Source organism: Roseibium sp. TrichSKD4, from assembly GCF_000148725.1.
GTDB lineage: Bacteria > Pseudomonadota > Alphaproteobacteria > Rhizobiales > Stappiaceae > Roseibium.
The window spans coordinates 73,681-97,304 of sequence record NZ_GL476317.1; the positions used below are offsets into that span (position 1 = coordinate 73,681).

Annotated in this window: 22 protein-coding genes and 1 pseudogene; 16 read left to right on the forward strand and 7 right to left on the reverse strand. The window is 54.7% G+C overall.

The features are described 5' to 3' along the window. Positions 1–38 precede the first annotated feature (38 nt). Positions 39–1,216: pseudogene (locus tag TRICHSKD4_RS15290) on the forward strand (alanine--glyoxylate aminotransferase family protein). A 19-nt stretch (positions 1,217–1,235) separates the two neighbouring features. Here the strand turns inward: TRICHSKD4_RS15290 and pap are convergent. Continuing rightward, complete coding sequence (gene pap / locus TRICHSKD4_RS15295; protein WP_040616983.1) at positions 1,236–2,705, reverse strand: polyphosphate:AMP phosphotransferase; 1,470 nt, start codon at positions 2,703–2,705, stop codon at positions 1,236–1,238. Between the two features lie 284 nt (positions 2,706–2,989). On the opposite strand from pap, the gene TRICHSKD4_RS31245 reads away from it, so the two are divergent. Together TRICHSKD4_RS31245 and TRICHSKD4_RS31250 are read left to right on the forward strand one after the other, a co-directional pair. After that, positions 2,990–3,859 (forward strand): DedA family protein, encoded by an 870-nt coding sequence (locus TRICHSKD4_RS31245; protein WP_009467781.1) that lies wholly within the window; start codon positions 2,990–2,992, stop codon positions 3,857–3,859. Between the two features lie 7 nt (positions 3,860–3,866). Further along, on the forward strand, positions 3,867–5,045 hold the full coding sequence (locus tag TRICHSKD4_RS31250; protein ID WP_009467782.1) for a phosphatase PAP2 family protein: 1,179 nt from the start codon (positions 3,867–3,869) through the stop codon (positions 5,043–5,045). On the opposite strand, the gene TRICHSKD4_RS30305 is transcribed toward TRICHSKD4_RS31250, so the two are convergent. Beyond that, positions 5,002–5,259 carry a hypothetical protein gene (locus TRICHSKD4_RS30305; protein WP_009467783.1) on the reverse strand — a complete coding sequence of 86 codons (258 nt, stop codon included), beginning with the start codon at positions 5,257–5,259 and terminating at the stop codon, positions 5,002–5,004. The genes TRICHSKD4_RS31250 and TRICHSKD4_RS30305 overlap by 44 nt on opposite strands. A gap of 15 nt (positions 5,260–5,274) precedes the next feature. Beyond that, positions 5,275–6,039 carry a hypothetical protein gene (locus tag TRICHSKD4_RS15305; protein ID WP_009467784.1) on the reverse strand — a complete coding sequence of 255 codons (765 nt, stop codon included), beginning with the start codon at positions 6,037–6,039 and terminating at the stop codon, positions 5,275–5,277. Positions 6,040–6,243: 204 nt separating this feature from the next. On the opposite strand from TRICHSKD4_RS15305, the gene TRICHSKD4_RS15310 reads away from it, so the two are divergent. The 6 genes from TRICHSKD4_RS15310 to TRICHSKD4_RS15335 all read left to right on the forward strand — a co-directional run bounded on the left by TRICHSKD4_RS15310 (position 6,244) and on the right by TRICHSKD4_RS15335 (position 11,461). Then, positions 6,244–6,672, forward strand: coding sequence for a YeeE/YedE family protein (locus TRICHSKD4_RS15310; RefSeq protein ID WP_009467785.1), 429 nt, complete (start codon positions 6,244–6,246; stop codon positions 6,670–6,672). A gap of 3 nt (positions 6,673–6,675) precedes the next feature. Then, positions 6,676–7,146 (forward strand): DUF6691 family protein, encoded by a 471-nt coding sequence (locus TRICHSKD4_RS15315; RefSeq protein WP_009467786.1) that lies wholly within the window; start codon positions 6,676–6,678, stop codon positions 7,144–7,146. Positions 7,147–7,160: 14 nt separating this feature from the next. After that, positions 7,161–8,051 (forward strand): MBL fold metallo-hydrolase, encoded by an 891-nt coding sequence (locus tag TRICHSKD4_RS15320; protein ID WP_009467787.1) that lies wholly within the window; start codon positions 7,161–7,163, stop codon positions 8,049–8,051. 28 nt (positions 8,052–8,079) lie between these two features. Then, a complete protein-coding gene (locus tag TRICHSKD4_RS15325) occupies positions 8,080–8,490 on the forward strand; it encodes a TIGR01244 family sulfur transferase (RefSeq protein WP_009467788.1) in 411 nt (136 codons plus the stop codon). Positions 8,491–8,592: 102 nt separating this feature from the next. Then, a complete protein-coding gene (locus TRICHSKD4_RS15330) occupies positions 8,593–10,383 on the forward strand; it encodes a SulP family inorganic anion transporter (RefSeq protein ID WP_009467789.1) in 1,791 nt (596 codons plus the stop codon). Between the two features lie 4 nt (positions 10,384–10,387). After that, entirely contained in the window at positions 10,388–11,461 is a 1,074-nt protein-coding gene (locus TRICHSKD4_RS15335; RefSeq protein ID WP_009467790.1) for a hypothetical protein, read from the forward strand. Here the strand turns inward: TRICHSKD4_RS15335 and TRICHSKD4_RS15340 are convergent. Further along, entirely contained in the window at positions 11,451–11,930 is a 480-nt protein-coding gene (locus TRICHSKD4_RS15340; RefSeq protein ID WP_009467791.1) for a hypothetical protein, read from the reverse strand. The two genes, TRICHSKD4_RS15335 and TRICHSKD4_RS15340, sit on opposite strands and share 11 nt — an antisense overlap. 113 nt (positions 11,931–12,043) lie before the next feature. Beyond that, complete coding sequence (locus TRICHSKD4_RS15345; RefSeq protein WP_009465529.1) at positions 12,044–13,393, reverse strand: IS5 family transposase; 1,350 nt, start codon at positions 13,391–13,393, stop codon at positions 12,044–12,046. 239 nt (positions 13,394–13,632) lie between these two features. On the opposite strand from TRICHSKD4_RS15345, the gene TRICHSKD4_RS15350 reads away from it, so the two are divergent. The 3 genes from TRICHSKD4_RS15350 (at position 13,633) to TRICHSKD4_RS29415 (ending at position 15,947) form a co-directional block, all read left to right on the forward strand. Beyond that, positions 13,633–14,127, forward strand: coding sequence for an MmcB family DNA repair protein (locus tag TRICHSKD4_RS15350; RefSeq protein ID WP_009467793.1), 495 nt, complete (start codon positions 13,633–13,635; stop codon positions 14,125–14,127). A gap of 78 nt (positions 14,128–14,205) precedes the next feature. Continuing rightward, the gene (locus TRICHSKD4_RS15355) at positions 14,206–15,789 is read left to right on the forward strand and encodes a deoxyribodipyrimidine photo-lyase (protein ID WP_009467794.1); all 1,584 of its coding nucleotides are present in this window, start codon (positions 14,206–14,208) and stop codon (positions 15,787–15,789) included. Between the two features lie 2 nt (positions 15,790–15,791). Continuing rightward, entirely contained in the window at positions 15,792–15,947 is a 156-nt protein-coding gene (locus TRICHSKD4_RS29415) for a DUF2256 domain-containing protein (protein WP_009467795.1), read from the forward strand. A gap of 4 nt (positions 15,948–15,951) precedes the next feature. Here the strand turns inward: TRICHSKD4_RS29415 and xylB are convergent, their stop codons facing one another. Further along, positions 15,952–17,403: a xylulokinase gene (xylB, locus tag TRICHSKD4_RS15360; RefSeq protein WP_009467796.1), complete on the reverse strand. Its 1,452-nt coding sequence runs from the start codon at positions 17,401–17,403 to the stop codon at positions 15,952–15,954. Positions 17,404–17,648: 245 nt separating this feature from the next. On the opposite strand from xylB, the gene TRICHSKD4_RS15365 reads away from it, so the two are divergent. The 4 genes from TRICHSKD4_RS15365 to TRICHSKD4_RS15380 all read left to right on the forward strand — a co-directional run bounded on the left by TRICHSKD4_RS15365 (position 17,649) and on the right by TRICHSKD4_RS15380 (position 22,949). Continuing rightward, the gene (locus TRICHSKD4_RS15365) at positions 17,649–18,842 is read left to right on the forward strand and encodes an ROK family transcriptional regulator (protein ID WP_009467798.1); all 1,194 of its coding nucleotides are present in this window, start codon (positions 17,649–17,651) and stop codon (positions 18,840–18,842) included. A 295-nt stretch (positions 18,843–19,137) separates the two neighbouring features. Further along, entirely contained in the window at positions 19,138–20,493 is a 1,356-nt protein-coding gene (locus TRICHSKD4_RS15370) for an NAD(P)-dependent oxidoreductase (protein ID WP_009467799.1), read from the forward strand. Between the two features lie 20 nt (positions 20,494–20,513). Then, positions 20,514–21,827 carry an NAD-dependent dihydropyrimidine dehydrogenase subunit PreA gene (preA, locus tag TRICHSKD4_RS15375; protein ID WP_009467800.1) on the forward strand — a complete coding sequence of 438 codons (1,314 nt, stop codon included), beginning with the start codon at positions 20,514–20,516 and terminating at the stop codon, positions 21,825–21,827. 135 nt (positions 21,828–21,962) lie between these two features. Next, complete coding sequence (locus TRICHSKD4_RS15380) at positions 21,963–22,949, forward strand: BCCT family transporter (protein WP_009467801.1); 987 nt, start codon at positions 21,963–21,965, stop codon at positions 22,947–22,949. An 11-nt stretch (positions 22,950–22,960) separates the two neighbouring features. On the opposite strand, the gene TRICHSKD4_RS15385 is transcribed toward TRICHSKD4_RS15380, so the two are convergent. Then, positions 22,961–23,539 (reverse strand): recombinase family protein, encoded by a 579-nt coding sequence (locus TRICHSKD4_RS15385; protein WP_009467802.1) that lies wholly within the window; start codon positions 23,537–23,539, stop codon positions 22,961–22,963. Between the last annotated feature and the right edge of the window lie 85 nt (positions 23,540–23,624).

Here is a 23,624-nt window from a genome sequence, read left to right on the forward strand (position 1 = left end):
CTCATTATTTATGAGCTACCCATTTTTCGGAGCCTTTCATGACACTTCAGCGCGGAAAAGAATTTCTGATGATACCGGGACCAACCAACATCCCGGATGAAGTTCTGCGTGCCATGCACCGCCGGCGATGGATATCTATGACGGCCCTTTGGTCCAAACCACTGAAACCTGTCTGGCCGGATTGAAAAAGCTCTTTCGAACCTCCCACCAGCCCTACATTTATGCTGCGAATGGTCATGGAGCCTGGGACGCAGCCTTGTCGAACACCCTTTCGGTCGGCGACCGGGTTCTTGTGCTCGAATCCGGACTGTTCGGGACGGCATGGGGCGAAGCGGCAAAGACCATGGGGCTTCATGTTGAAACGCTCACTGGCGACTGGAGCAAACCCGTCGACCCAGACGCCTTGGAAGAGGCCCTGCAAAAAGACAGTTCCCATTCGATCAAGGCCGTGCTGGTTGTGCAAGTTGATACTGCCTCTGGTGTCTGGAACGACATTGAGCGCTTGCGCCGGGCAATAGATGCAGCTGGCCACCCTGCCCTTTTCATGGTCGACACAATTGCCTCACTCGGCTGCATGCCATTCAAGATGGATGAGTGGGGTGTTGATGTGGCGCTCACCGGCTCGCAAAAGGGTTTGATGTGTCCGCCAGGGCTTTCATTCGTTGCAGCTGGCCCGAGGGCGCGAGAAGCGCATGTTTCTGCCGGATTGCGCTCCAACTATATGGACTGGACCTTCCGCGACGGGCCGGTGCATTACCACAAATATTGCGGCACACCGCCGGAACACCTGCTTTTTGCCTTCAAGGCTGCATTGGAACTGATATTTGATGAAGGGCTTGAGCAGGTATGGCACCGCCATGCGCTACTTGCCAAAGCCACCCGCCAAGCCATCGATGTCTGGGGCAGGGCGGGAGCCATGCACATCATGGTCGAGGACCCCGCTGCCCGCTGCAACAGTGTCACAGTGGTCAAGGCTACTGATTGGGAAGCGGCCCCACTTCGCGAGTTTACTCAAAATATCTGCGGCGTCACGATTGGTGGGACAATCGGTGATGGTGTGGGCGAAGGCTTTCGGATTGGACATATGGGCCATGTCAGCGCCGCCATGTTGCTGGGCACCCTCGCCAGCGTTGAAACCGGTTTTGAAAAACTTGGCATCCCCCATGAGAAAGGCGGCGTGACCGCTGCGATGGCCACTCTCGCCAAAGCAGTCTGACGGCCTATTCAATTCCTGCTCAAAGGCGCTTTTCAAGCTGGTCGCAGATGGTTTTCAGAACCTCAATGCGCGCGTAGCGTTTGTTTTCGGACGAGATCAAGGTCCAAGGGGCATAAGGGGTCGAAGTTCTGTCGACCATATCGCCTGCTGCAATCGCATATTGATCCCATTTCAGGCGATTGCGCCAATCCTCGTCGGTGATCTTGTGCTGCTTGTAGGCCGTTTCTTCGCGCGCCTTGAAGCGCCGAAGCTGTTCCTCAGCGCTGATCGCCAGCCAGAATTTGCAGACCATGAACCCGAACCCGGTCAATTCACGCTCAAATTCGTTGATTTCATTATAAGCCCTGAGCCAGTCCTCATGACTGGCAAAGCCCTCTACACGCTCCACCAGCACGCGCTCGTACCACGAGCGATCAAAGATCGCGACCTGCCCCTGACGGGGAAGCCGGCGCCAGAAACGCCAGAGATAAGGGCGGGCTTTTTCCTCATCCGTTGGGGCCGAGATCGGGTAAACCTTGTAAATGCGTGGATCCATAGGCCTGATCACCCGCCGAATGGCCCCACCCTTTCCAGCTGCATCGTTGCCCTGAAATACCAGCACCATGCCGGTTTTTGAAAACCCCTTGTGGTCGGTCAGGTCGGACAGGCGCGCCTGCAGTTTGTCGCGCTGCTTTTCATAGTCGTCCTTGTCCAGTTTGGCGGTCAGATCAATCGCATCCACAGCGGACTGCCTGCTGAGCCCAATCACAACAGGCGGGGCAGAAACGGCGGCCGATGCCCCTTCATCCAGTTTCAGCCGCATGGACCGAGCAACTGTCTGGCCAACAGCAGCATCCCGGTACTCCGGATCTTGCGAGGGGATAACAAACCGCGGAGCATGACCCCTGCTGGTTTCGAGAATGATCTTTTCACCGAGAGTCGTGGCCTTATCGTAGTTCTTGAGCGCAGCCCAATCGGCCAATACATGCCGCGCCTTGTTTTTCTTTTTGCCAATTTTCTGAAGCCGCTTTTCCTGCTTCTTTTTTGGCAAGACATACCAGAACTTAAATAAGAGGACGCCTTCAAGCGCCAACATCTCCTCAAACCGGCGGATGCGGTCAAGCTCGTGTTCGACGTCCTGATCATCTATTTTACCAAAAACACGATCTCTCAAAATACGCTGATACCAGCTTCCGAATACGATGGCTGTTTCGCCCTTCGCCGAAAGATCCCGCCAATATCTCCAAAGGCGGGGGCGCAGGCGGGCTGCTTCCAGTGGGTCTGAATAAGCGTTGCAAACAAGATGGCGCGCATCCATCCACTCATAAAGCCGCGCAACAGATTCGCCCTTGCCTGCACCATCCAATCCGTCCACGACAATGATGGTCGAGAATTCCTTCTTCTCAATCATTTCAAGCTGGGCAGATAACAGGTTTTCGCGGATTTCCGGCTCCAGCTTCTTGAACGTTTTCTTGTCCATCTTCTGGGGGAGTTCCGCAGATTCAAACATTATGTGTCTCCAAAAGGTGTAAGGCACCCGTCGCAAGTCTTGTTGATTCTTGGCGTGCTCTGCCGAAGCCAATGCGGGCACAGACCCTGCACTGCTTCAATTCAACTCTTCACATTACGTAAAATCAACAGGTTACCAGCACACAGTCTCATTATCCGTTCGAACCGGAACAAAATCATATAGAATTGGGTGTGAACTCTATTGGTTGGAGCGATGTGAGCCTATATGAAACCTGATCCGCATTTTATATTCGTCGCACCCTGCAATCCTGACTTCGCGAACACGTGCCAGATTTTCTAAATCAGATCCTCAATTTCATTGCCGAAAACCCGTCGATTGCGGGCATGGTCTGCTTTGCCGCGGCTATGGGAGAGGCTTTGTTCATTATCGGGCTGGTGGTCCCAAGCACGGTTGTTCTTGTCGGTGCGGGCACATTGATCGGCCTTGGCAAACTTGATCCAGTATCGATTTTCATCTGGACCACACTGGGAGCCACGGCTGGCGATGCGCTCTCCTATTGGTTCGGCTATTTCTACAAGGACAAGATCAAGAGCGTTTGGCCGCTGTCCCGATATGCTGATCTGGTCGTTCGGGGAGAGGAATATTTCAAGAAACACGGCGGCAAGAGCGTTTTCATCGGCCGATTTGTCCCTGGTGTGAAATCCGTTGTTCCGGGTATCGCCGGCATGGTCGGAATGGACGCCTGGCGCTTTACGGTCGTCAACTTCACTTCGGCGGTTGCCTGGACCGCCGCTCACATTGGACCGGGCATTATCGCAGGCACTGCACTTGATGCTCTCGGCCAAATCAGCGCCCGCCTTGCGCTGGTTGTTGGCGCACTGTGCGTGATCGTCTTCCTTGCCGTCATGCTGGGACGCTGGCTGATCCTGATTATCATACCGCTGTTCCCCGGAGCTCACTCCGCTCTTCACGGTTGGTTTGCCCGTCGAAACAATCGTATCAGCCAGTGGATTGCGGAGACCTTTGACCCGGCGCACCCCCGCTCTGCGGGCATGATCGCGTCTGCGATCGTCCTCTTGATCAGCTTGCCCACCTTCTTCTGGTTCATTGGCGAAATCTCACCCGGCGAACCGATGGTTCGTGCGGATGTTGCGATCCTCAACCTGTTGAAGGCTGAGAACACCGGCGGGTGATACGTTCATGATCGCCGTCACCACCTTGGGTGACGGGGTTGTCGTGACCGCCATCACCCTTGTGGTTGCGCTTTATCTTTTGTCCCGCAAAGCTTGGCGCAGGGCAACCGGCTTTCTGGTTGCCATGGCGGCAACGGCGGTTTTTGTACCGGTAATCAAACTGATGCTGCACCGCTCGCGACCCATAGAGCTCTATTCCGGTGCCGACGCGTTCAGTTTTCCCAGCGGACACGCCACGCTCAACGCGGTTTTGTTCGGCATTTGCGCGGTCCTGATTGCCCATGACCGCAGCCGTTGGACCAAGGCCGGCGTTTTCACCGTGACTGCCATCTATGTGATCACAATGGGCTTTTCCCGGATTTATCTGGGAGCCCACTGGATGTCAGATGTCCTTGGCGGTCTGTTGTTCGGTATCGCAATGGTTTCGGCCTTCGGCTTCGTGTTTGGCCCAATCCGAAATGAAAAAGTCGGCCGGGTCACTCTGGCTGCTCTGGTGATTGGAACCTTGTCTGTGGTCGGCACCTGGCATGCCGTCAAATCTCATGACACTGCCCTGGAGGCTTATGCCCCAAGGGTCAATACCGAGATCTTGGCTGCAGCAGATTGGATGGAAAACACTTGGCAAACCATGCCTGAGCGTCGAATTGAGCTCAATGGAGACGATGAAGAGCCACTGGTGATCCAGTTCGCAGGTTCCCTGGAAAAGTTTGCCGAAATCACCAGCGCCCAAGGATGGCAACGACCGCCGCAATGGTCGCTGAGCAGCGCAAGCGGTTTTGTTGAAGGGCAAACACCACCGGACTCACTACCCATTTTGCCGCGAAGCCAAAATGGCAGGCAGCCCGATTTGGTGTTGATCCAGAAAGACCCGGATGATGTCAAAGCCGGAAGATGGGTCATGCGCCTATGGCCAAGCGAATACCGCATTCTCAATGGCAGTGCGCTTGAAACGCTTTATCTTGGCAGCGTTGTTCACGAAGACATCATGCGCCCGATGGGCGAGTTCTCAGGACCACGGACTGACCGAGATTTCCCAAGCGCGGAAGGAAACCCGGCTCTCCTTATTCCCGGGTCTGTCCTACGCACCCGCGCAAATGGCTCGCAGGTGGTCCTTGCCATCCTGCCGACAGCCCATTCGGCCACTAGTTCGGACGAAACTCCACCGGCCAGCGCCCCGGATCAGTAGCGTTTCCGTCACAATCGAATTTTTCCCGGTATTCAAGCAGTTCGAGCTCAAGCACCTCCCCGGGGCCATCGATCAGACGGAAGGTTTGGCGAACACCACAATCGCCCGATCCCCGCTTGAAGTCCGTTGTGACGATGTGGCCGAGCCTTCCATCAACCTCAGCGCTCATAGCGGCATAGTTCTGGTATCCTTCCAGCCAAGGTGGATTGGGCAAGGTTAGAAGTTCCCCTTACGCCCCGGCCGGGTTTTGGGTTAGACCAAACACCCCGGCCCCCTGATAGGCGCCCATCGTGCAGGGGATTTGCCACAACAAGTAACCATCACTGATTTCATAACGCGCCCCGCCCCAGGCAAACGCACCGCCAATGTCGCAATCTTCTGCTGCAAAATCGCGCATCAAGGTGCGCAAGACCCGCGGAACCTCAGCCACATCGGCGAGCAACCGCTCCGGACCAATTGGCACCCCGGCTGGAAGACTGGCAGAGGGTGGAGATACTTTTGTTTTTTGAGGAACACATCCGCTTAGCCCCTTGGCATTGGCCGTGAACGGAATTTTTCCCTTCTGAATGACCGTCAATTTCACTTTATCAAACTGAACAAATTGATCTTGGAAAGTATAGTCGATCACCTCGATCTGAACCTTCACCTTCCGGTCGCTGGTGGCAAACACATAATGCTGGCCAAATCCCCCTTCTCCGCCGTGCACCAACTGCTGTAAAGAATAGAAATCCCCCCCGATTTTGAGCCGTGCGGGCTCCACACGACCGTCCCCCGGTTTGGCTGCATGTAGCAAAAACGCATATCGGTCCGTTTCCGGGTCTTTGTTGTGCTGCCAGAAGGACAACCTGCATTCAGGTAAACCTCCTTGCAGATCATTTGTTCCAAACAGTTTCAGGGCGATTTCATGCTCATTATCTGATGCGAGGGCATCTTGCCTTGCAATTCCTGCGAAGACCGCAGACAAAACAAGAGAAAGTCCCAAAATCCGTAACATTGGCTGCGTCCTTCCCCACCCTATTAACGCGCAAGTTCGTTTGATTGCTACCATAAGTAAACACAACCCAGTCACGATAACGAGCGAGAAATTGAGTATTCGGCAAAAGGTGCAGGCCAATTTCACGTTCAAGCTACATTGGACTTGATATCCGGCCTGCGTATCCTTATACTTTCAATAAATTGAAACTTTTGGGTTTGACTGATGACCGAATTCACACCTGTCTACTCTCTGCTCGGAGGCGCACTGATCGGCCTTGCTGCCGTTGCGCTGATGGCAGTTCATGGCCGGATTGCAGGAATTTCTGGAATGGTTGGAGGCTTGCTGCAATCCCCCACATCTGCTGACTGGGGATGGCGTGCAGCTTTTCTGGCAGGCATGATTGCAAGCCCCGTCGTTTTGCTCATCGCCACTGGCTCCATGCCAAGCATCAGCGTCCCACCAACAACTGCCATGCTGATTGGCGGTGGCGTTCTGGTCGGGATTGGGGTCACCTTTGGGTCCGGGTGCACGAGCGGCCATGGTGTTTGCGGTATCTCCCGCTTTTCTGCCCGATCCATCGCAGCAACCATGACATTCATGGTGACGGGCCTCCTCACCGTCTTCTTGGTCCGTCACGTGATTGGAGGCTGACCCATGTTGAAACTGATTTCTTCTTTCTCCATTGGCCTGGTCTTCGGTGTTGGCATTCTTGTGTCAGGCATGGCTAATCCAGCCAAAGTCTTGAACTTCTTTGACCTCTTCGGCACATGGGATCCGAGCCTTGCCTTCGTCATGGGCGGTGCGCTGATTGTCACGTTCGTGGGCTATCGGCTGGTTCTTCGCCGCTCTGCTCCGCTGCTGGACTCCAACTTTTCACTTCCAACCAAGTCAGACCTGGACGCCAGACTGATTGGCGGGTCTGCCATTTTCGGAATCGGTTGGGGGATCAGCGGTTTTTGCCCCGGCGGCCTTGTGCCAGCTCTTGGACTTGGCCGGGCTGAACCTTTTTATGCCATTGGCGGAATTTTGATTGGCATTTCGCTAGCGAAACTTGCGATAAAAGCGCTCGATGCAAAAACCGAATCAAAGGCTGACATTGCCACCCCGGCAACTGGCAACACATAGAAGGGAAGACGATCATGGATCAGACTTACCCCATCGGCATGACAGTCAAACCGGACGTCACGCCGTTTTTTGACAAACCCTCCAACACCATTGCCTATGTGGTGAAAGATCCGAACTCCAGCGCATGCGCGGTTGTCGACAGTGTCATGGACATCGACTACGCCGCCGGTCGCATAACATATGACCATGCGGATCGGATGATCGCCTTCATTAAGGAAAACGGCCTCGAGCTTGAATGGCTCATTGAGACCCATGTGCATGCGGATCATTTGTCTGCAGCCCCTTACATTCAGCAGGAACTGGGCGGAAAGCTCGGGATCGGAGAGAAGATCACTGTCGTTCAGGACACCTTCGGAAAGGTGTTCAACGAAGGAACCGAATTTCAGCGAGATGGCAGTCAGTTTGATCGCCTGTTCAGAGACGGCGACACCTATCAGATCGGTACAATGACGGCATGTGCGATCTACACGCCGGGTCACACACCCGCCTGCATGGTTCATGTGTGCGGAAATGCGGCTTTTGTCGGCGATACCCTGTTCATGCCAGATGGCGGATCAGCCCGTGCTGACTTTCCCGGCGGGGATGCCGGAACACTTTATGATTCGATCCAGAAAGTTCTAGCCCTTCCTGACGATATGCGACTGTTCATGTGTCACGACTATGGTCCTAATGGTCGTAACATTCAGTGGGAAACAACAGTCGCGGAGGAAAAGGCGCATAACATCCATGTTGGCGGTGGCAAGACGCGGGAAGAGTTTGTCAAATTCCGCACCGAACGGGATGCCCAATTGGACATGCCAAGGCTGATCATCCCGTCGCTACAGGTAAATATGCGCGCCGGGCAGTTGCCACCGGCCGATGAAGACGGCAAAACTTTTCTCAAAGTGCCTGTAAATGGCCTTTGAGACTGGACCTGCCACTTAAGGAAGCGGAATGACACCGAAAACCATCACCGACAGTCTTAGCGTCAGCACGCAAATCGAGCCTGAGAATGTCGCGCAGATCAAGGAGCTCGGCTTCAAGGCTATCATCTGCAATCGACCAGATGGAGAAGCGGCCGATCAGGCGAATTTTGCCGCAATTCAGGCCGCGGCTGAAACTGCAGGACTGGAAACTCGGTTTCTTCCGATTATTTCCGGCCACATGACAGAGCAAGATGTTGTTGCCTTCGGCAAGGCGCTTGAGGAACTGCCCGGCCCGGTCTTCGCCTACTGCCGAACCGGCACACGCTGTGCAACCGTTTGGGCCTTGTCTCAGGCCAACTCGCGACCCGTGGAAGACATTTTGAAGGATTCGGCCGCTGCCGGTTACGACCTTCGCCCGGTCTTTGGAATTGCTGGCTAACACCTTGTCCAAGGCCCGGCACCTGCTGGGCCTTTACTCCTAATTGTAGGCATTCCGGGGCTTCGCCCCCGTACGACCAGATGCGCTGAAAGCGACCACAGAATGTCCCAACGCGTTCTTCAACGCTATTTCCCGATTCTGAACTGGGGACGCAGTTACACCCGCGAAACGGCAACCAGTGATCTGGTGGCCGCTGTGATCGTCACGATCATGTTGATCCCGCAATCTCTGGCCTATGCATTGTTGGCCGGCTTGCCGCCAGTAGTTGGTCTTTACGCATCCATCCTGCCACTTGTTGCCTACGCGATTTTTGGAACAAGCCGCGCCTTGGCTGTCGGGCCTGTTGCGGTGGTCTCCTTGATGACGGCCTCCGCTGTTGGCGAATTCGCCTCCCAAGGAACGCCCGAGTATTTGGGCGCAGCGATCGTGCTCGCCTTCATTTCCGGGTTGATGTTGGTGCTCATGGGCCTCCTGCGGCTCGGATTTCTGGCAAACCTTCTCAGCCACCCGGTCATTTCCGGATTTATTACCGCATCCGGGCTGCTGATTGCCTCCAGTCAGCTGAAACATATTCTTGGTGTTCCAGCCTCTGGCCACACGCTCTACGAGATTTTTGGCTCGATTTTTTCCCATTTGGGAGAGGTCAATTTCATTACCTTCGTGATCGGCATATCCGCGACAGTGTTTTTGTTTTGGGTCCGCAAAGACCTGAAAAAACGCCTTCTCAGCATGGGTGTAAAGCCGTTTTGGGCTGATATTATGACTAAGGCCGGACCTGTCGCTGCAGTCGCAGTCACAACCCTGTTGGCTGCGGCTTTTGATCTTGGCACTTATGGTGTTCGGATCGTGGGCGACATCCCCTCCGGTCTTCCAGTTCCACAATTACCCGACTTTGACTCAGACCTTTGGCTGCAATTGGCCGGTCCTGCCCTGCTGATTTCCGTTATCGGATTTGTAGAATCCGTCTCCGTCGCTCAAACGCTGGCTGCCAAAAAACGACAAAGGATCGAGCCGGATCAGGAACTCATCGGACTGGGGGCCTCCAATATCGTTTCTGCGGTGTCCGGTGGATATCCGGTTACCGGCGGGTTTGCGCGATCCGTCGTCAACTTTGATGCAGGTGCTGCAACGCCCGCAGCCGGAGCGTTCACCGCAATCGGAATTGCTGTGGCGACTCTGTTCTTAACTCCGCTTTTGACCCACCTGCCGCAGGCAACTCTGGCTGCCACCATTATTGTCGCTGTTTTGTCGCTGGTGGATTTTGGCGCGATCAAACGCACCTTTGCCTATTCCAAGAGTGATTTTCTCGCCATGGCCAGCACCATTGGTGTCACCCTGTTCTTCGGAGTTGAACAGGGTGTGGTTGCGGGTGTGGCCTTGTCCATCGCGCTCCATCTTTATCGCTCCAGCCGTCCGCACACTGCGATTGTTGGTATCGTGCCGGGAACCGAGCATTTCCGAAATGTGGATCGCCATCCGGTGGTTACCAGTGACAAAGTCTTGTCTTTGCGGCTTGATGAAAGCCTGTTCTTTGCCAACAGCCGCTATCTGGAAGACCGTGTATATGGTCTCGTGTCTGAGCGACCCAATATCGAACACATTGTCTTGATGTGCCCTGCGGTCAATGACATAGATGCCAGCGCTTTGGAGAGCCTCGAAGAAATCAACCATGGTCTGTCAGACAGTGGCGTATCTTTCCACTTGTCCGAAGTGAAAGGACCGGTGATGGACCGGCTCCAGTCCACGGAGTTCATTGCGCATCTGACCGGGAAGGTGTTCCTGAGCCAATATGATGCGCTCTGTACGCTTGACCCGCAAACGGCCCATATTTCGGAATCCCGCACTCCCAAAAAAGCCGCAAAGTCCGATATTTGGGCTGGTCCTGAGATCTAACCTCGTGCCCGCGCCAACCTCAGGCCAAACGCCTTCCAAGCTTTGCTACCGTGTTCAACCCGGCACCAGCGGATACCTCGTCGTGGTTTTTTCTCAGGTGCGCGTGCCGCCGGGCAAATTTGGGTTGGAGCGGCTTTTTGCGGGCACCCGGCATGCGTGCCTCTTTTTCAATGATCCTCGCAATCGATGGTATCTGGATCAACAGAACGACATCGGCCATCTGATCGACAAAACAATTGATACTCAAAAGCCCTCAAGGATCATCTATTACGGGTCCTCAATGGGCGGAACGGCAGCTTTACATGCCGGACTTTCGCGGCGAGATGGCGACATTCATGCCTTTGGCGCTGAACTCCTAACAGGCCAACCGGGTTCCCAAAGTTTAGAGCATGGCATTTCAGCGCAAACAGCGGACTTCCTGAGTCTTGAAACCCTCGCGGAAGCCAACACACCTCATTCGGTGCATCTTTATTATGGCGGATTTGATGGCACGGATGCAGCCAATGTGGCCCGCGCTGCGGACAATCTTAGCCAAACATATATTCATTTGCTCGCATCGACCCATGCCAGCCACGACCACCTTTACAGCCGGAATGTCATTCGCCAGCTGATCAAGACGTTTGACCGCGACCCTCAAACACTGCTTGTGCCAAAGTCGCTTCTTCTGGACGCTGACCTAGCCAGCCTCTCGGCATTTGGCCGTCTCTGGGAAACGTTCTCGAAGGGCGAAACTCTCCAGTTGGACGAACTAAAAGCCCTTCCAATATTCAATTCCAATCCCGGGCTTCAGTGGCTTTATGCAGAAGCGGTTAGCCAAAATGGTGACGTAACAAAGGCTGCTCACTTGTTGGAACATCTGGATCAAGCCATCGAGGCACAGCCCGTCTGGCGCACGCTGCCAAAAAGGTGGCGCAAGCAAATCCCGCTTCGGCGGGCAGATATGCTACTTGATGCTGGCTACAGATCGCAGGCCGCACACGTTCTGGAAGACGCATTTGTCCGCTTTTCAGCTGATGACCGAATGCGTAGCCTTGCAAAACGCGCCGGTTTTTCGAAAGCGGAGAAACCTACTGACTGAACGGCTCAAGAAGAGACGGGATCGCCTTGCAGAACTGATAGGTGACTGGAGGGCGCTCACCTTCCTGAAACAGGAGATTTTCACTACCCCTTTTGGCGACAGTGACAAGGCCCAGCGCACTTCCACCCCGGTCCAATCTGCAGTTCATCGCCGCCCGTTGGATTTCCGTCGCATCCTGCTCGGCACCATAGACGAGGCACACACGGCCCGGCGTTTCGAACAAGCCGCGATAGATTGCGATTGCATCTCCCGGCGCGCCAACATCTATCCGGCCTAATTCCTGACAATCGCCCTCGGTCTGTGTCCAGATGCCTTGCGCAAAATCAGCAAATCGCAAATCCAGTGTGCGGCTGGCGAGAATGTCAGAAACCCGCGGAACTGAAACTGTCAAATCGCCTTTACCCGCCTGTGCAGGCGCGTTTAGGCCCAAAACACAGGCCGCAAGGCACAACCATTTGACACTCTTCACTCTAAAGCCCTCCCAAGCTTGATGAGATTGTTCCGCCAATTCTCCCGGCCATTCGAACACCCGCAAACAGCCACCCGAGCAAAAACACTTATCGAGTCCGCCCTGAACAACGTCTAAGCCATTGATGTTGCGCGTGGCCGAAGCAATACGCAAATATTCGATTTGACCGGTTTGGGGATGGGGTTTGTGATCCAGAGCAGCAAAATGATCAGTGCATTGAGGATCAGACGCAGGTTATGACCGGCTGCGGCCAGCAGGGCGTTGATGGCATCGCCATTTTTGCCATTGAGGAAGTTCCGGTCAAGTCGTCCATCTGTTTTCATGTGGCCGATGGTGGCCTCGATCGCTGATCGTCGTTTCAGCTCACGCTTCATCTGTGCCGTCAGCCCGCGCTTCTGGCCGGAGATCATGACCTTGGCGTCGCCCTCATAATCATGCCCCCGATAGCCACGGTCCACATAGACACGCTCAGCTTTGGTGCCGCAGACTTTCTCAGCCTGACTGATGGTGTCATTCAAGGTGTGCCCATCATAGGGATTGCCCTCAAAAGCCCTCGCCGCAAGAACCAATCCTTCCCGATTGGTCGTGGCAATGCCAACCTTGGCCCCGAACTCGTAAGGTGTTCGCGCCTTGCCCTTGGCAATACAGGCCACTTCCGGCGCATGCATGGAATAAATCTTGTTTTTGTCCTTGGGGGTCTGGGCCAGAAGCCGCTCCACCAGTCCCAGCAGACGGGAGAACCGGTGCTCAAGACCTTCGTTGCCTGCGATCTTGCGGGAGATGTCGCGATAGACCCGGCCCAGATAGGTCTTCAGCTTTTTGAGTTCCCGGCGCATCCGCTTGAACTGTTTGGCATGGGCATAACGGCCCGCCATCAAGGCCGCCTTTTTGGCAACTCTGGTATGGCTGCGACGCAAGATGATGCCGGCCCTCTTGGCCTGGCGCACCAGAAGCTGCAAGGCCTTGTGATAAAGACGGCTATCGGTGGGATGGGCAATGGCTTTGGGTTGAACGGTCGTATCAACCAAGACCCGCTCAAGGCTGCTCTTCTTGATCGTCCCGCTCTCAATCGCAACACCTACCGTAGCAGAAAGAAGCTTTTCCATTCCCTCAGGACCAATCCGTTTGCGCCAGCGGGTCATGGTTGAGGGATCAATGGGGAATTGGTGCTGGAAAAACTCAAAACCGCAGAAAGACTGCCAGTAGGGGTTTTCAACCCAACGCTCAACCGTCTCTTCATCGGAAAGATCGTACATGTGCTTGAGAAAGTGCAGCCCGGCCATCAGACGCGTTGGTTTGGCCGGTCGTCCCAAGGGGCGATAATGCCTGCCGAACTCCGCATCAAATTCATCCCAAGGCATCAGACCAGACAGCCGCACCAACGAATGGTTCATATCGATGATTGCGGCCAGGCGTTCCTTGAACAGATCGCCACACCGTTTGTTGCGTTTTGAAGGTCTCATGAGAATATGCCAGAAAATGCGTGCTTCGGATCAACTAACCGGCATATTCACACATCCAAAACCCAATGGGTATCCATACTCTTCAATCAGTTAAGGGGTTTTTCAGCGCGAACTATCGAGTAGCTCAATGTGGCGCAACCGGGACACGAGCGATTTTGGCTGTAGGGTGCTTGACCAATACCGCCATAAAATGTGAACAAGTCAAGAACATCTAACTCTATGTAGACTGGGCGAGGCCGATGACGCTCGATAACAGGGTTTTGCTTGATGATCCCCTTTCAGACGGACGCCAATCCGATACCGCAATGATGGTCTGGCGCGGGACGGCCCGCATGATGCGGCAGATGGATTTTTCGTGCTTGGCAGAAGTCAGTCTTGCGTCCGGGCGGCGGGCCGACCTCTTGGCGCTTGGTCCAAAGCATGAAGTCTGGATTATCGAGGTCAAGTCGTCCATCGCGGACTTTCGTGCTGACACCAAGTGGCCGGACTATCGTCAACACTGCGACCGATTGTTTTTCGCCACACATCCGGATGTTCCTGCCGAACTCTTTCCGGAAGAGGCAGGGCTGATCATTTCCGACGGCTATGAGGCCCACATGCTTCGCGAAGCCCCGGAACACAAACTTGCGGCAGCAACACGCAAATCCGTCACTCACCGGTTCGCCCGCGCGGCTGCCAATCGTCTTCACGGGCTGGCAGACCCCGATCTGGCCACTGCGCTTCGCACAGGCTAACCACGCGCACGGCATCCGGCAAATGGAGACTGTTGTAAATCCGATTGCAATGCGATCCGTAAATACATGGATTGGCAAATGGGCGACAGGAGCAACATGCGCGCGCCGGTTCAAATTGTGTGGTTCAAGAAAGACCTGAGAACCTATGACCATGCACCGCTCTTGAAGGCTGCGCAGGCCGGGCCGGTGCTGCCGCTTTACGTCATCGAACCTAAGCTTTGGATGCAACCCGATATGTCTGGTCGGCACTTTGCCTTTTTGAAGGAAAGTCTTGTCGACCTTCGTGATGACCTCCAGGGTTTGGGGGTGCGATTGGTTCTCAAGGTCGATGATATCATCCATGTTCTGACAGATCTGAAATCACGACACGCGATTGCTGCCCTCTGGTCTCACGAAGAAACTGGAAACGGCTGGACGTTTGCGCGGGACAAACGCGTATCTGCTTGGTGCCGTGCCAGCGGTGTTCACTGGCACGAACTTAGACAAACCGGCGTGGTTCGCCGTCTCAAAGGCCGGACCGGCTGGGCCCGTCAGTGGGATACGGTCATGGGTGACCCCATTGCGCATCGCCCCCAAAACATTGCGGCAGTTCTGGAGCCCAGTGACCCGTTCCCATCCCAACACGAGCTTGGGTTGAACCCCGACCCTTGCCCTTACCGCCAAACCGGTGGACGGCAGGCAGCGCTTGCAACACTTGACAGCTTTCTCACACGACGCGGTAGACCCTACCAGTGCGCCATGTCATCACCTGTGACAGCGTTTGACGCCTGTTCTCGCCTGTCGCCGCATATCGCTTTTGGCACCTTGTCGCTCCGGGAAATTACTCAGGCAACCTATGACCGGCAGCGGCACCTGAAGACCAATCCACTGCCGGGGGACAGAAGTTGGCGTTCCGCCATGCGTTCCTTTTCCGGCCGTCTGCACTGGCATTGCCATTTCATGCAGAAACTGGAAGACGAACCGCGACTGGAGTTTGAAAACCTCCATCAGGCGTATGACGGGCTGCGTCCAAGCGTTCCAGACGAGACGCTTTTCCAGGCCTGGAAAGCTGGAGAAACAGGACTACCCTTCGTTGATGCCTGCATGCGCGCGCTGTCAGCAACCGGCTGGATGAATTTCAGAATGAGGGCGATGCTGGTTGCCGTCTCCAGCTATCATCTATGGCTCGACTGGCGCGAACCGGGGCTGCATCTTGCCCGTCTTTTCACGGATTATGAGCCGGGCATTCACTGGCCGCAGGTGCAAATGCAATCAGGTACGACCGGGATCAACACCGTGCGGATTTATAATCCGGTGAAACAAGGGCTGGACCAGGATCCAGATGGCGTATTTGTCCGCAGGTGGGTGCCTGAGCTTGCTGATATTGACGCACAGCATATCCATGAACCTTGGAAGGCAGATAACGCGGGCCGCGTCCTCGGTAAGCGCTATCCGTTTCCCGTTGTCGATCACCTTAGCGCGGCCAAGGAAGCGCGGGAAAAGGTTTGGGCCATCCGCAAAGGCGGTGACTTCAGATCAACAGCCCAGAACATTCAGGAAAAACACGGTAGCCCCAAGCGCGGTATTGGCATGCGCGGGCAACGCCGCCCGTCTCGCACCCGCCAGCAGGACACACATGCAGCGCAATCCTCTTTCCTTGATCTACTGGAGGAGAAGCAATGAAAATGCGCAAAAAGGCGGATTTTCCGCAGAAAATCTGCCTTCACTGCCAGAAGCCCTTTTCCTGGCGCAAAAAATGGGCGCGTGACTGGGAGGCAGTGCGGTATTGCTCGGAACGCTGCCGCAGCGCGCCTAAACTGACGTCTGCTGCAGAAGAATAACAATCTAATAGCCGACCTGCTTGAGCGCGGGATAGAGCGCCCTCCAACGATGGTAAGCCTCATCATAGGCAGCCACTTGCGTGACCTCTGGTTCAAAAGTTCTGGAAGTGGGCGGCGCTGAAAATATACCGTTTGTGGATCCACTTTCTGCTGCCATCGCCAACCTCGCAGCGCCAAGGCTTGCGCCAAAGTCGCCTTCAGAGGGACGAAAGATCGGCACTTTCAATATTGTTGCAAGCGCCTGTAACCAGACATCCGATCTCGATCCACCGCCCACCGCGGTCAGTCCCGCGACCGTACTGCCAGCAGATGTCAGTGCGCCCAGACAGTCTCTCAACGCAAACGCGACACCTTCCAGAACCGCTTGGGTCAAATCGATTTGCCCTGCTGTGTGGGACAACCCTGCAAAACTGCCGCGAATTTCGGCATCGTTGTGCGGTGTTCGTTCCCCGCCAAGATAGGGAAGAAACGCGACTTGGGAGGGAGACTTGATCGCGCCGAGCGCCTTGACCATCTCAGTAGGCTCTGCGCCTAGTAGGCGCGCCAGCCAATTCAAACTGTCGGCCGCAGACAGGATCACGCCCATTTGATGCCAAGTATTCGGCACGGCATGACAGAAGGCGTGGACTGCACTTTTCGTGTTTGGCTGGAAGCGCTCAGTCGCCACAAAAACCACGCCGGATGTCCCAAGAGACACAAAACCCGCCCCTGAAGGCAGGGCACCGATCCCGCAAGCTGATGCTGCATTGTCTCCTGCGCCCCCGGCAACCACAGGCGACTTTGCCCAGCCATACCGCTGGCACAGGTCTGTTCGGACCTCACCTGATGCTTCGCTTCCCTCAACCAGACGGGGCATCTGGTTACGGTCGAGACCTGTCGCAGCAAGGAGCGGAGCAGACCACTCTCGTTTGGCAACATCCAGCCAAAGCGTCCCCGCGCTGTCGGACATATCGCTGACGTGGTCTCCTGTCAGTTTGAGACGGATGTAATCCTTTGGCAGAAGCACCTTGGATATTTGCTCGAAGATTCCCGGTTCGTTTTCTCGAACCCATTGCAGTTTCGGCGCGGTAAACCCCGGCATCACACGGTTGCCGCCCAAGGTCAGAAACTGAGGCTCGCGCGCTTCAAGCTCTCCGCACTGGGTCGCGGACCTTGTGTCATTCCACAAAATGCAGGGACGAAGCGGCCGGTCGTCAGCCCCCAGCAAGGTGGCTCCATGCATTTGGCCTGACAAGCCGATGGCTTTAACCGCTGCCATTTCCGAGGGATGATGAGCCGCAAGGTCATCGAGTACATCCAGAGATGCTGCCCACCAGTCATCCGGAGCTTGCTCTGACCAGGAGAGATGTGGGCGATCAACTGTCAAGGCTGCGCTTGCAGCCCCGATGACTGACTGATTCTCGTCAATCAGCAGCCCTTTGACAGAACTTGTTCCAAAATCCAGACCTAGAAACACTGCGCCCTTCCTACTTTAAATTTCATATCTCACCGCATTTTCAATCCTAGATTGTCACATTATTTCTGAATGCTTCCAAATCCCGACAAATGCCTGATTGATTTAACATTGGCATTTTTTCGATGCCTAAAAAAATATTGATTGCGCGGTGGCAAGCTGCCAGTTTGGCCGCACTTTCACCAGACATTTATGCGTGTCTCGCTCAAGTGCTCTGATCAAATTAGGTCCATTTTCAGGTTCTGATCATGCCCGACAAGGCCGATCGAGATCAAATACGCCGTCAAAACCGAAGCATCATCCTGCAGGCTCTGCGACGGGACGGTCCCTTAGCGCGGATTGAACTCGGCCAGATTACTGGATTAAGCCCAGCGACCGTGACCTCGATCACTGCCGATCTTCTGGATCAGGAGCTGATCGAAGGCTTTGAAAGCACAGAGGCAAAAGAACAAACCTCTCGCGGACGACCACGGTCGCTGCTCAAACTGAAGTCGGGAGCAGCCTTTGTTGTTTGCATCCGCCTTTCCATACAAAGACTTGAATTGTCGCTGGTCGACTATTCTGGCGAAATCGCTGGCGAGTTAAACGCTGATTTCGACGATGGAGAACTCACCTCCGACACCACAGCCCGCGTTTTGATCGATCTGGTTGCCGACCTGCTTACCAGGGCCAAGGTCACCACCTCAGCTGTCAGGGAAATTGGCCTTGTGGCGCAAGGTGCCGTAGAAGTGGAGACCGGGACCATTATCTGGAGCCCGGCAATTGAGGGACGCAACACGGCAATTGTTGAGCCGTTACAGCGAGTCTTCAGTGCCAATTGTCATGTCTCCAATGACACAAACATGATCACCGAAGCCCTGCATTGGTCTGATCCGGAGCGGTATGGCAACACTTTCGTGGTTCTGCTTCTCGACTATGGTGTCGGCATGGGGCTGTTTCTCGATGGCAAGTTGTTCTCCGGCATGAACGGCAAGGCCGCCGAGTTTGGGCACTCCAACCATGCTCCGGATGGAGCGATTTGCCTTTGCGGAAAAAAAGGCTGCTATGAAGCCTATCTCTCTCGCAGCGCATTGTCTCAGGTCGCCCCGCCAGACCCAAATTGCGAAGTCTCACGTTTTCAGGCTGCCATTGATATGGCTGCTGAAGGGAAAGCGGAAGCCTTGGCGCATTTTCGTCAAGCTGGGCATGTGCTCGGCTTTGGACTTGCGCGCATTATAGCTCTGATTGATCCAGCGAGAATTGTTCTGACCGGTAGCTCCACAAAGGCCATGCCCTTTATGGAAGATGGACTGAAAGCCGGACTGGCGTCAGGTCTGATTGATGACCTCAACCAAAATTATGAAATCGATGTTGCACCATGGGATCAGAATTACATCATGCGCGGCATGGCCGCTCAAGCGATGCGACGGCTCGACCTCGATTTCAAAGGACCGGGAAAGTAAAATACCAATCTCTACTCCCGCCAAATGCTGCATCGCAGCGTAGCTTTCTGAATTTCCGTCGCTGATTTTTGAGCATTATCGCACAATTCACGTAAACAAATATTCGACCCACAACACATCTTAAATATCTGATTTATTACAACTTATATATTGAGTATTATACTCATATATTTAGAGCTTTCAGAAAAAATTTGACTAATTGTTCAAATTTTCTTCCAATCAATATTGAGAGTGAACTCAACAAACGAAGTTCGCACCAAATAGTTTTGAATCGCCAGTTTTCCGGAGGGCCTTCATGACCCAGCAAAACGCCGCACCTGACGTGGCTGCAGGACGTTTGTCGGACGAAGAATATAAAAAGAACTTCGCCGATCTTCACCCATTGCTTGCGCCTCACGAGGCCATGGTCGAGGCTGACAGATGTTACTTCTGTTACGATGCGCCTTGCACGCAAGCCTGCCCGACCAGCATCGATATTCCTCAGTTCATCCGTCAAATCTCGACAGAAAACCCGGCGGGCGCTGCGAAAACCATCTTTGCGGAAAACATCCTTGGCGGCATGTGTGCCCGGGTCTGTCCTACGGAAACGCTTTGCGAACAAGTCTGCGTTCGCGAAGAAGCAGAAGGTAAACCGGTCAAAATCGGTCAGCTGCAACGCTATGCGACAGACCACTTCATGGAAACTCATGAAACCACACCGTTTACCCGGAAAGCCTCAACCGGAAAACGAATTGCAGTCGTTGGAGCTGGTCCAGCTGGCCTTTCCTGCGCCCACTCTTTGGCAGTTGAAGGGCATGACGTCGACTTGTTCGACGCGCGCTCGAAACCGGGCGGGCTGAATGAGTTCGGGATCGCTGCCTACAAATCGGTCGACAATTTCGCTGCTCGGGAAGTCGAATTTGTTCTTTCCATTGGCGGTATCACGCTGAAAACCGGCAAAGCGCTTGGCAAGGACCTGAACCTTGCTGACCTGCGCACCCAATATGATGCTGTTTTCCTGAGCATTGGCCTTGGCGGCGTGAACGACCTTGGTCTGGAGAACGAAGGAAAATCCGGCGTCCTCAGCGCCGTGGACTACATCTCAGACCTTAGGCAAGCAGAAGACTTGTCAGCCTTGCCCGTTGGAAAGCGTATCGTCGTGATCGGCGGCGGCATGACGGCAGTTGATATTGCCGTTCAGTCCAAGTTGCTTGGCGCAGATGATGTGACCATTGCCTATCGTCGTGGTCAGGGACGCATGAATGCCAGCGAGTATGAACAGCATCTCGCCCAGACAAATGGCGTGAAAATCATGTCATGGGTACAACCCAAAGCCATTGCTGCTGAAAACGGTCACATCAGCGCAATTGAGCTGGAACGCACGGCAGAAGAAAACGGGCAGCTCAAGGGCACGGGTGAGACGGTGACACTGCCCGCAGACATGATCTTCAAGGCGGTTGGACAGACATTGGTCTCAGCGGACCTCAATGGCGCTGACTCAACCGTTCAGATCGAAAAGGGACGCATTGTGGTCGACGCAGACCGCAAAACAAGTCTCGACGACGTTTGGGCCGGGGGAGACTGCGTTCTGGGCGGCGAAGACCTAACGGTCGCTGCTGTCGAAGACGGCAAGATTGCCGCTGCCTCCATCCATCGCGCGCTTAGCGCCTGACCGTTTCAAGGAGATCCGACATGGCAGATCTGCGCACGAATTTTATTGGCCTCAAGTCCCCCAATCCCTTCTGGCTGGCCTCTGCCCCGCCGACAGACAAGGCATACAATGTCATCCGTGCTTTTGAGGCCGGTTGGGGCGGCGTTGTCTGGAAGACGCTGGGAGAAGACCCGCCGGTGGTCAACGTCAATGGCCCGCGCTATGGGGCGATCCACGGCAAGGACCGTCAGCTTTTGGGCCTCAATAACATCGAACTGATCACAGATCGCCCCTTGGACGTCAACCTTCAGGAGATCAAGCAGGTCAAGCGCGACTGGCCGGACCGGGCCATGGTTGTGTCGTTGATGGTCCCTTGCGAGGAGCAAAACTGGATCAACATCCTGAAAAAGGTGGAAGATACCGGTGCGGACGGCGTGGAACTCAATTTTGGCTGCCCGCATGGAATGAGCGAACGCGGCATGGGGTCCGCTGTCGGGCAAGTCCCCGAATACATCGAGATGGTAACCCGGTGGTGTAAGCAGCACACCCGCATGCCGGTGATTGTCAAACTGACACCAAACATCACGGATATTCGCAAACCGGCTCAAGCTGCGCATGCGGGCGGAGCAGATGCGGTCTCCTTGATCAACACGATCAATTCAATCGTTGGCGTTGATCTGGATGCAATGGCCCCCTCACCCACAATTGACGGCAAGGGCGCTCACGGTGGCTATTGTGGGCCAGCGGTGAAACCAATCGCACTGAACATGGTGGCGGAAATCGCCCGTGATCCAACAACGCATGGACTGCCGATTTCCGGCATCGGTGGTGTAACCACATGGCGCGATGCAGCCGAGTTCATGGCGCTGGGTGCAGGGTCCGTTCAGGTTTGTACTGCAGCCATGACCTACGGCTTCAAGGTTGTTCAAGACATGATTGACGGCCTGTCCGACTGGATGGATCGCTCGGGCTATACCAGCGTTGATCAGTTCGTTGGTAAGGCTGTTCCAAACTGCTCAGACTGGCAACACCTCAACCTGAACTACATCGCCAAGGCGAAGATCGATCAGGACCTCTGCATCAAGTGTGGCCGTTGCCACATTGCCTGCGAAGACACCTCTCACCAGGCGATCACCAACCTTGTTAACGGTGTACGTCATTTTGAGGTGATCGATGAGGAATGTGTTGGCTGCAACCTGTGTGTGAATGTCTGTCCGGTTGAGAACTGCATCACCATGGAGCCGATGGCAGCCGGATCCGTTGATCCGAGAACAAAGAAAACCGTCGACCCGAATTACGCCAACTGGACCACGCACCCAAACAACCCAATGGCAGTCACTGAGGCGGCAGAATAAGTTCAGACCTGCATTAATATGGACGGTCAGCCCGGGTGTATTCGCGCCCGGGCATTTCTTTCCTTGACCCAAGTTGTTACATCGTCTTGTGTTCAGCTACAGATTTCATTGATCAACTAAGCCATAAGGGCCATCATGCATTCCAACAGGTTGCTTCTCGGCGCTTCCATCGGACTTTGCGCAATTATTGGCGTTTGGGGTGTCATTGACCCGGACAGTCTTCTGGCCAACGCCAAAGAGATCGTTGATCAGTATTTTGTAAGCCGCGGCTGGTTCGTGATGCTGTCCGTTACAATCATGCTGGTTTTCTGCCTCAGCCTCGTTTTCACCCGCTACGGCGATATCCGTCTGGGTGCTGACACGGATCGACCGGAGTATTCCACACCGACATGGATCGCGATGCTGTTTGCAGCAGGTATGGGCGTAGGTCTTCTGTTTTGGGCTGTCGCAGAGCCCCTCACACATTACCACTTCGTACAACATGGCCTACCCAAGCCAATTGCAGCAGAACAATCTCTGCTGGCCACCAATTTCAACTGGGGCATTCATGCTTGGGCGATTTACGGCACGACTGCCTTGACCATTGCCTATTTCAGCTTTCGGCGCGGAGCGCCGATGCTGGTCAGTGCACCGCTCAAGAACCTCTTTCCCGGAGAGCGTTGGGCTTCTGTCGTCGGATGGTTTTCAGACTTCATGGCAATTTCCGCCATTGCCATTGGCGTCGCCGGGTCGGTTGCCATGGGCGTGTTTCAGGTGGCTGACGGCGTTACTGTACTGGCCGGTGCCCAAAGCGCATCGTCATGGCTGATCTGGGTCATATTCGCAGTTATGGTCCTCGCCTACATGCCGCCACTTCTTGTTGATCTTGGCAGCGGTATGGCAAAACTGTCCAATCTGGCGATGGGCATCGCGATTGCGCTGGTGTTTTTTACGATCATTATGGGGCCGACCGAATATCTGATGAATTCAATCGTCAGCGGCATTGGGCTCTATCTAACTGAACTCTTTCCCAGAGGTCTGCAAACCTTCACCTTCTTTGGCGACGATGTCACTCATTGGTTTAGAGACTGGACACTCACCTACATGGGGTCAGAACAAGATTTGTTCCCACAGACACGCTAAGATCGAACGGATCATGAACGGTCATCGCGAACACGCATAATTGTCTGTCGACTGGTGGCAAATTTTCTTGCGATCTCTGAGACACTCATCCCCTTTGCGAGGTCGTCGCGTACTTCCTGCTTCTGCTTGTCGTTGAGCGTTGCGGGGCGACCGAGGGCTTTGCCTTCCGATTTTGCACGTTTGAGACCGGATTGTGTCCTCTCGATTAGCAAATCCCGCTCAAACTGAGCCACGGCGTTGAGTACTTGCATGGTCATGGTGCCAGCCGGGCTGGTGAGGTCAGCGCCGCCGAGTGCGAGGCAATAGACACGTACCCCCATTTCTGCGAGCGCCTTGACCGTGGCGCTGACATCAATGGCATCGCGACCGAGGCGGTCGAGCTTGGTTACAATTAATATGTCGCCACCCTCCAACTTGTCCATAAGCCTGGAAAAGCCGCGGCGCTGCGCAATGGCAGTGCTGCCGGAAATCGTCTCGGTGATAATCCGACGCGGCTCAACCTTGAAACCGGCAGCTTCGATTTCCTGGAGTTGGTTCTCAGTCGTCTGGCCGGTCGTGGAGACGCGGACGTAGGCAAAGGTGCATGGCATGGTTCAATTTCGTCCGAATAGACTGTCTGAAATAAATATACTGTTCATAAATCCGTCAAGGTAATTTGTGGACAGGGTATTTTGA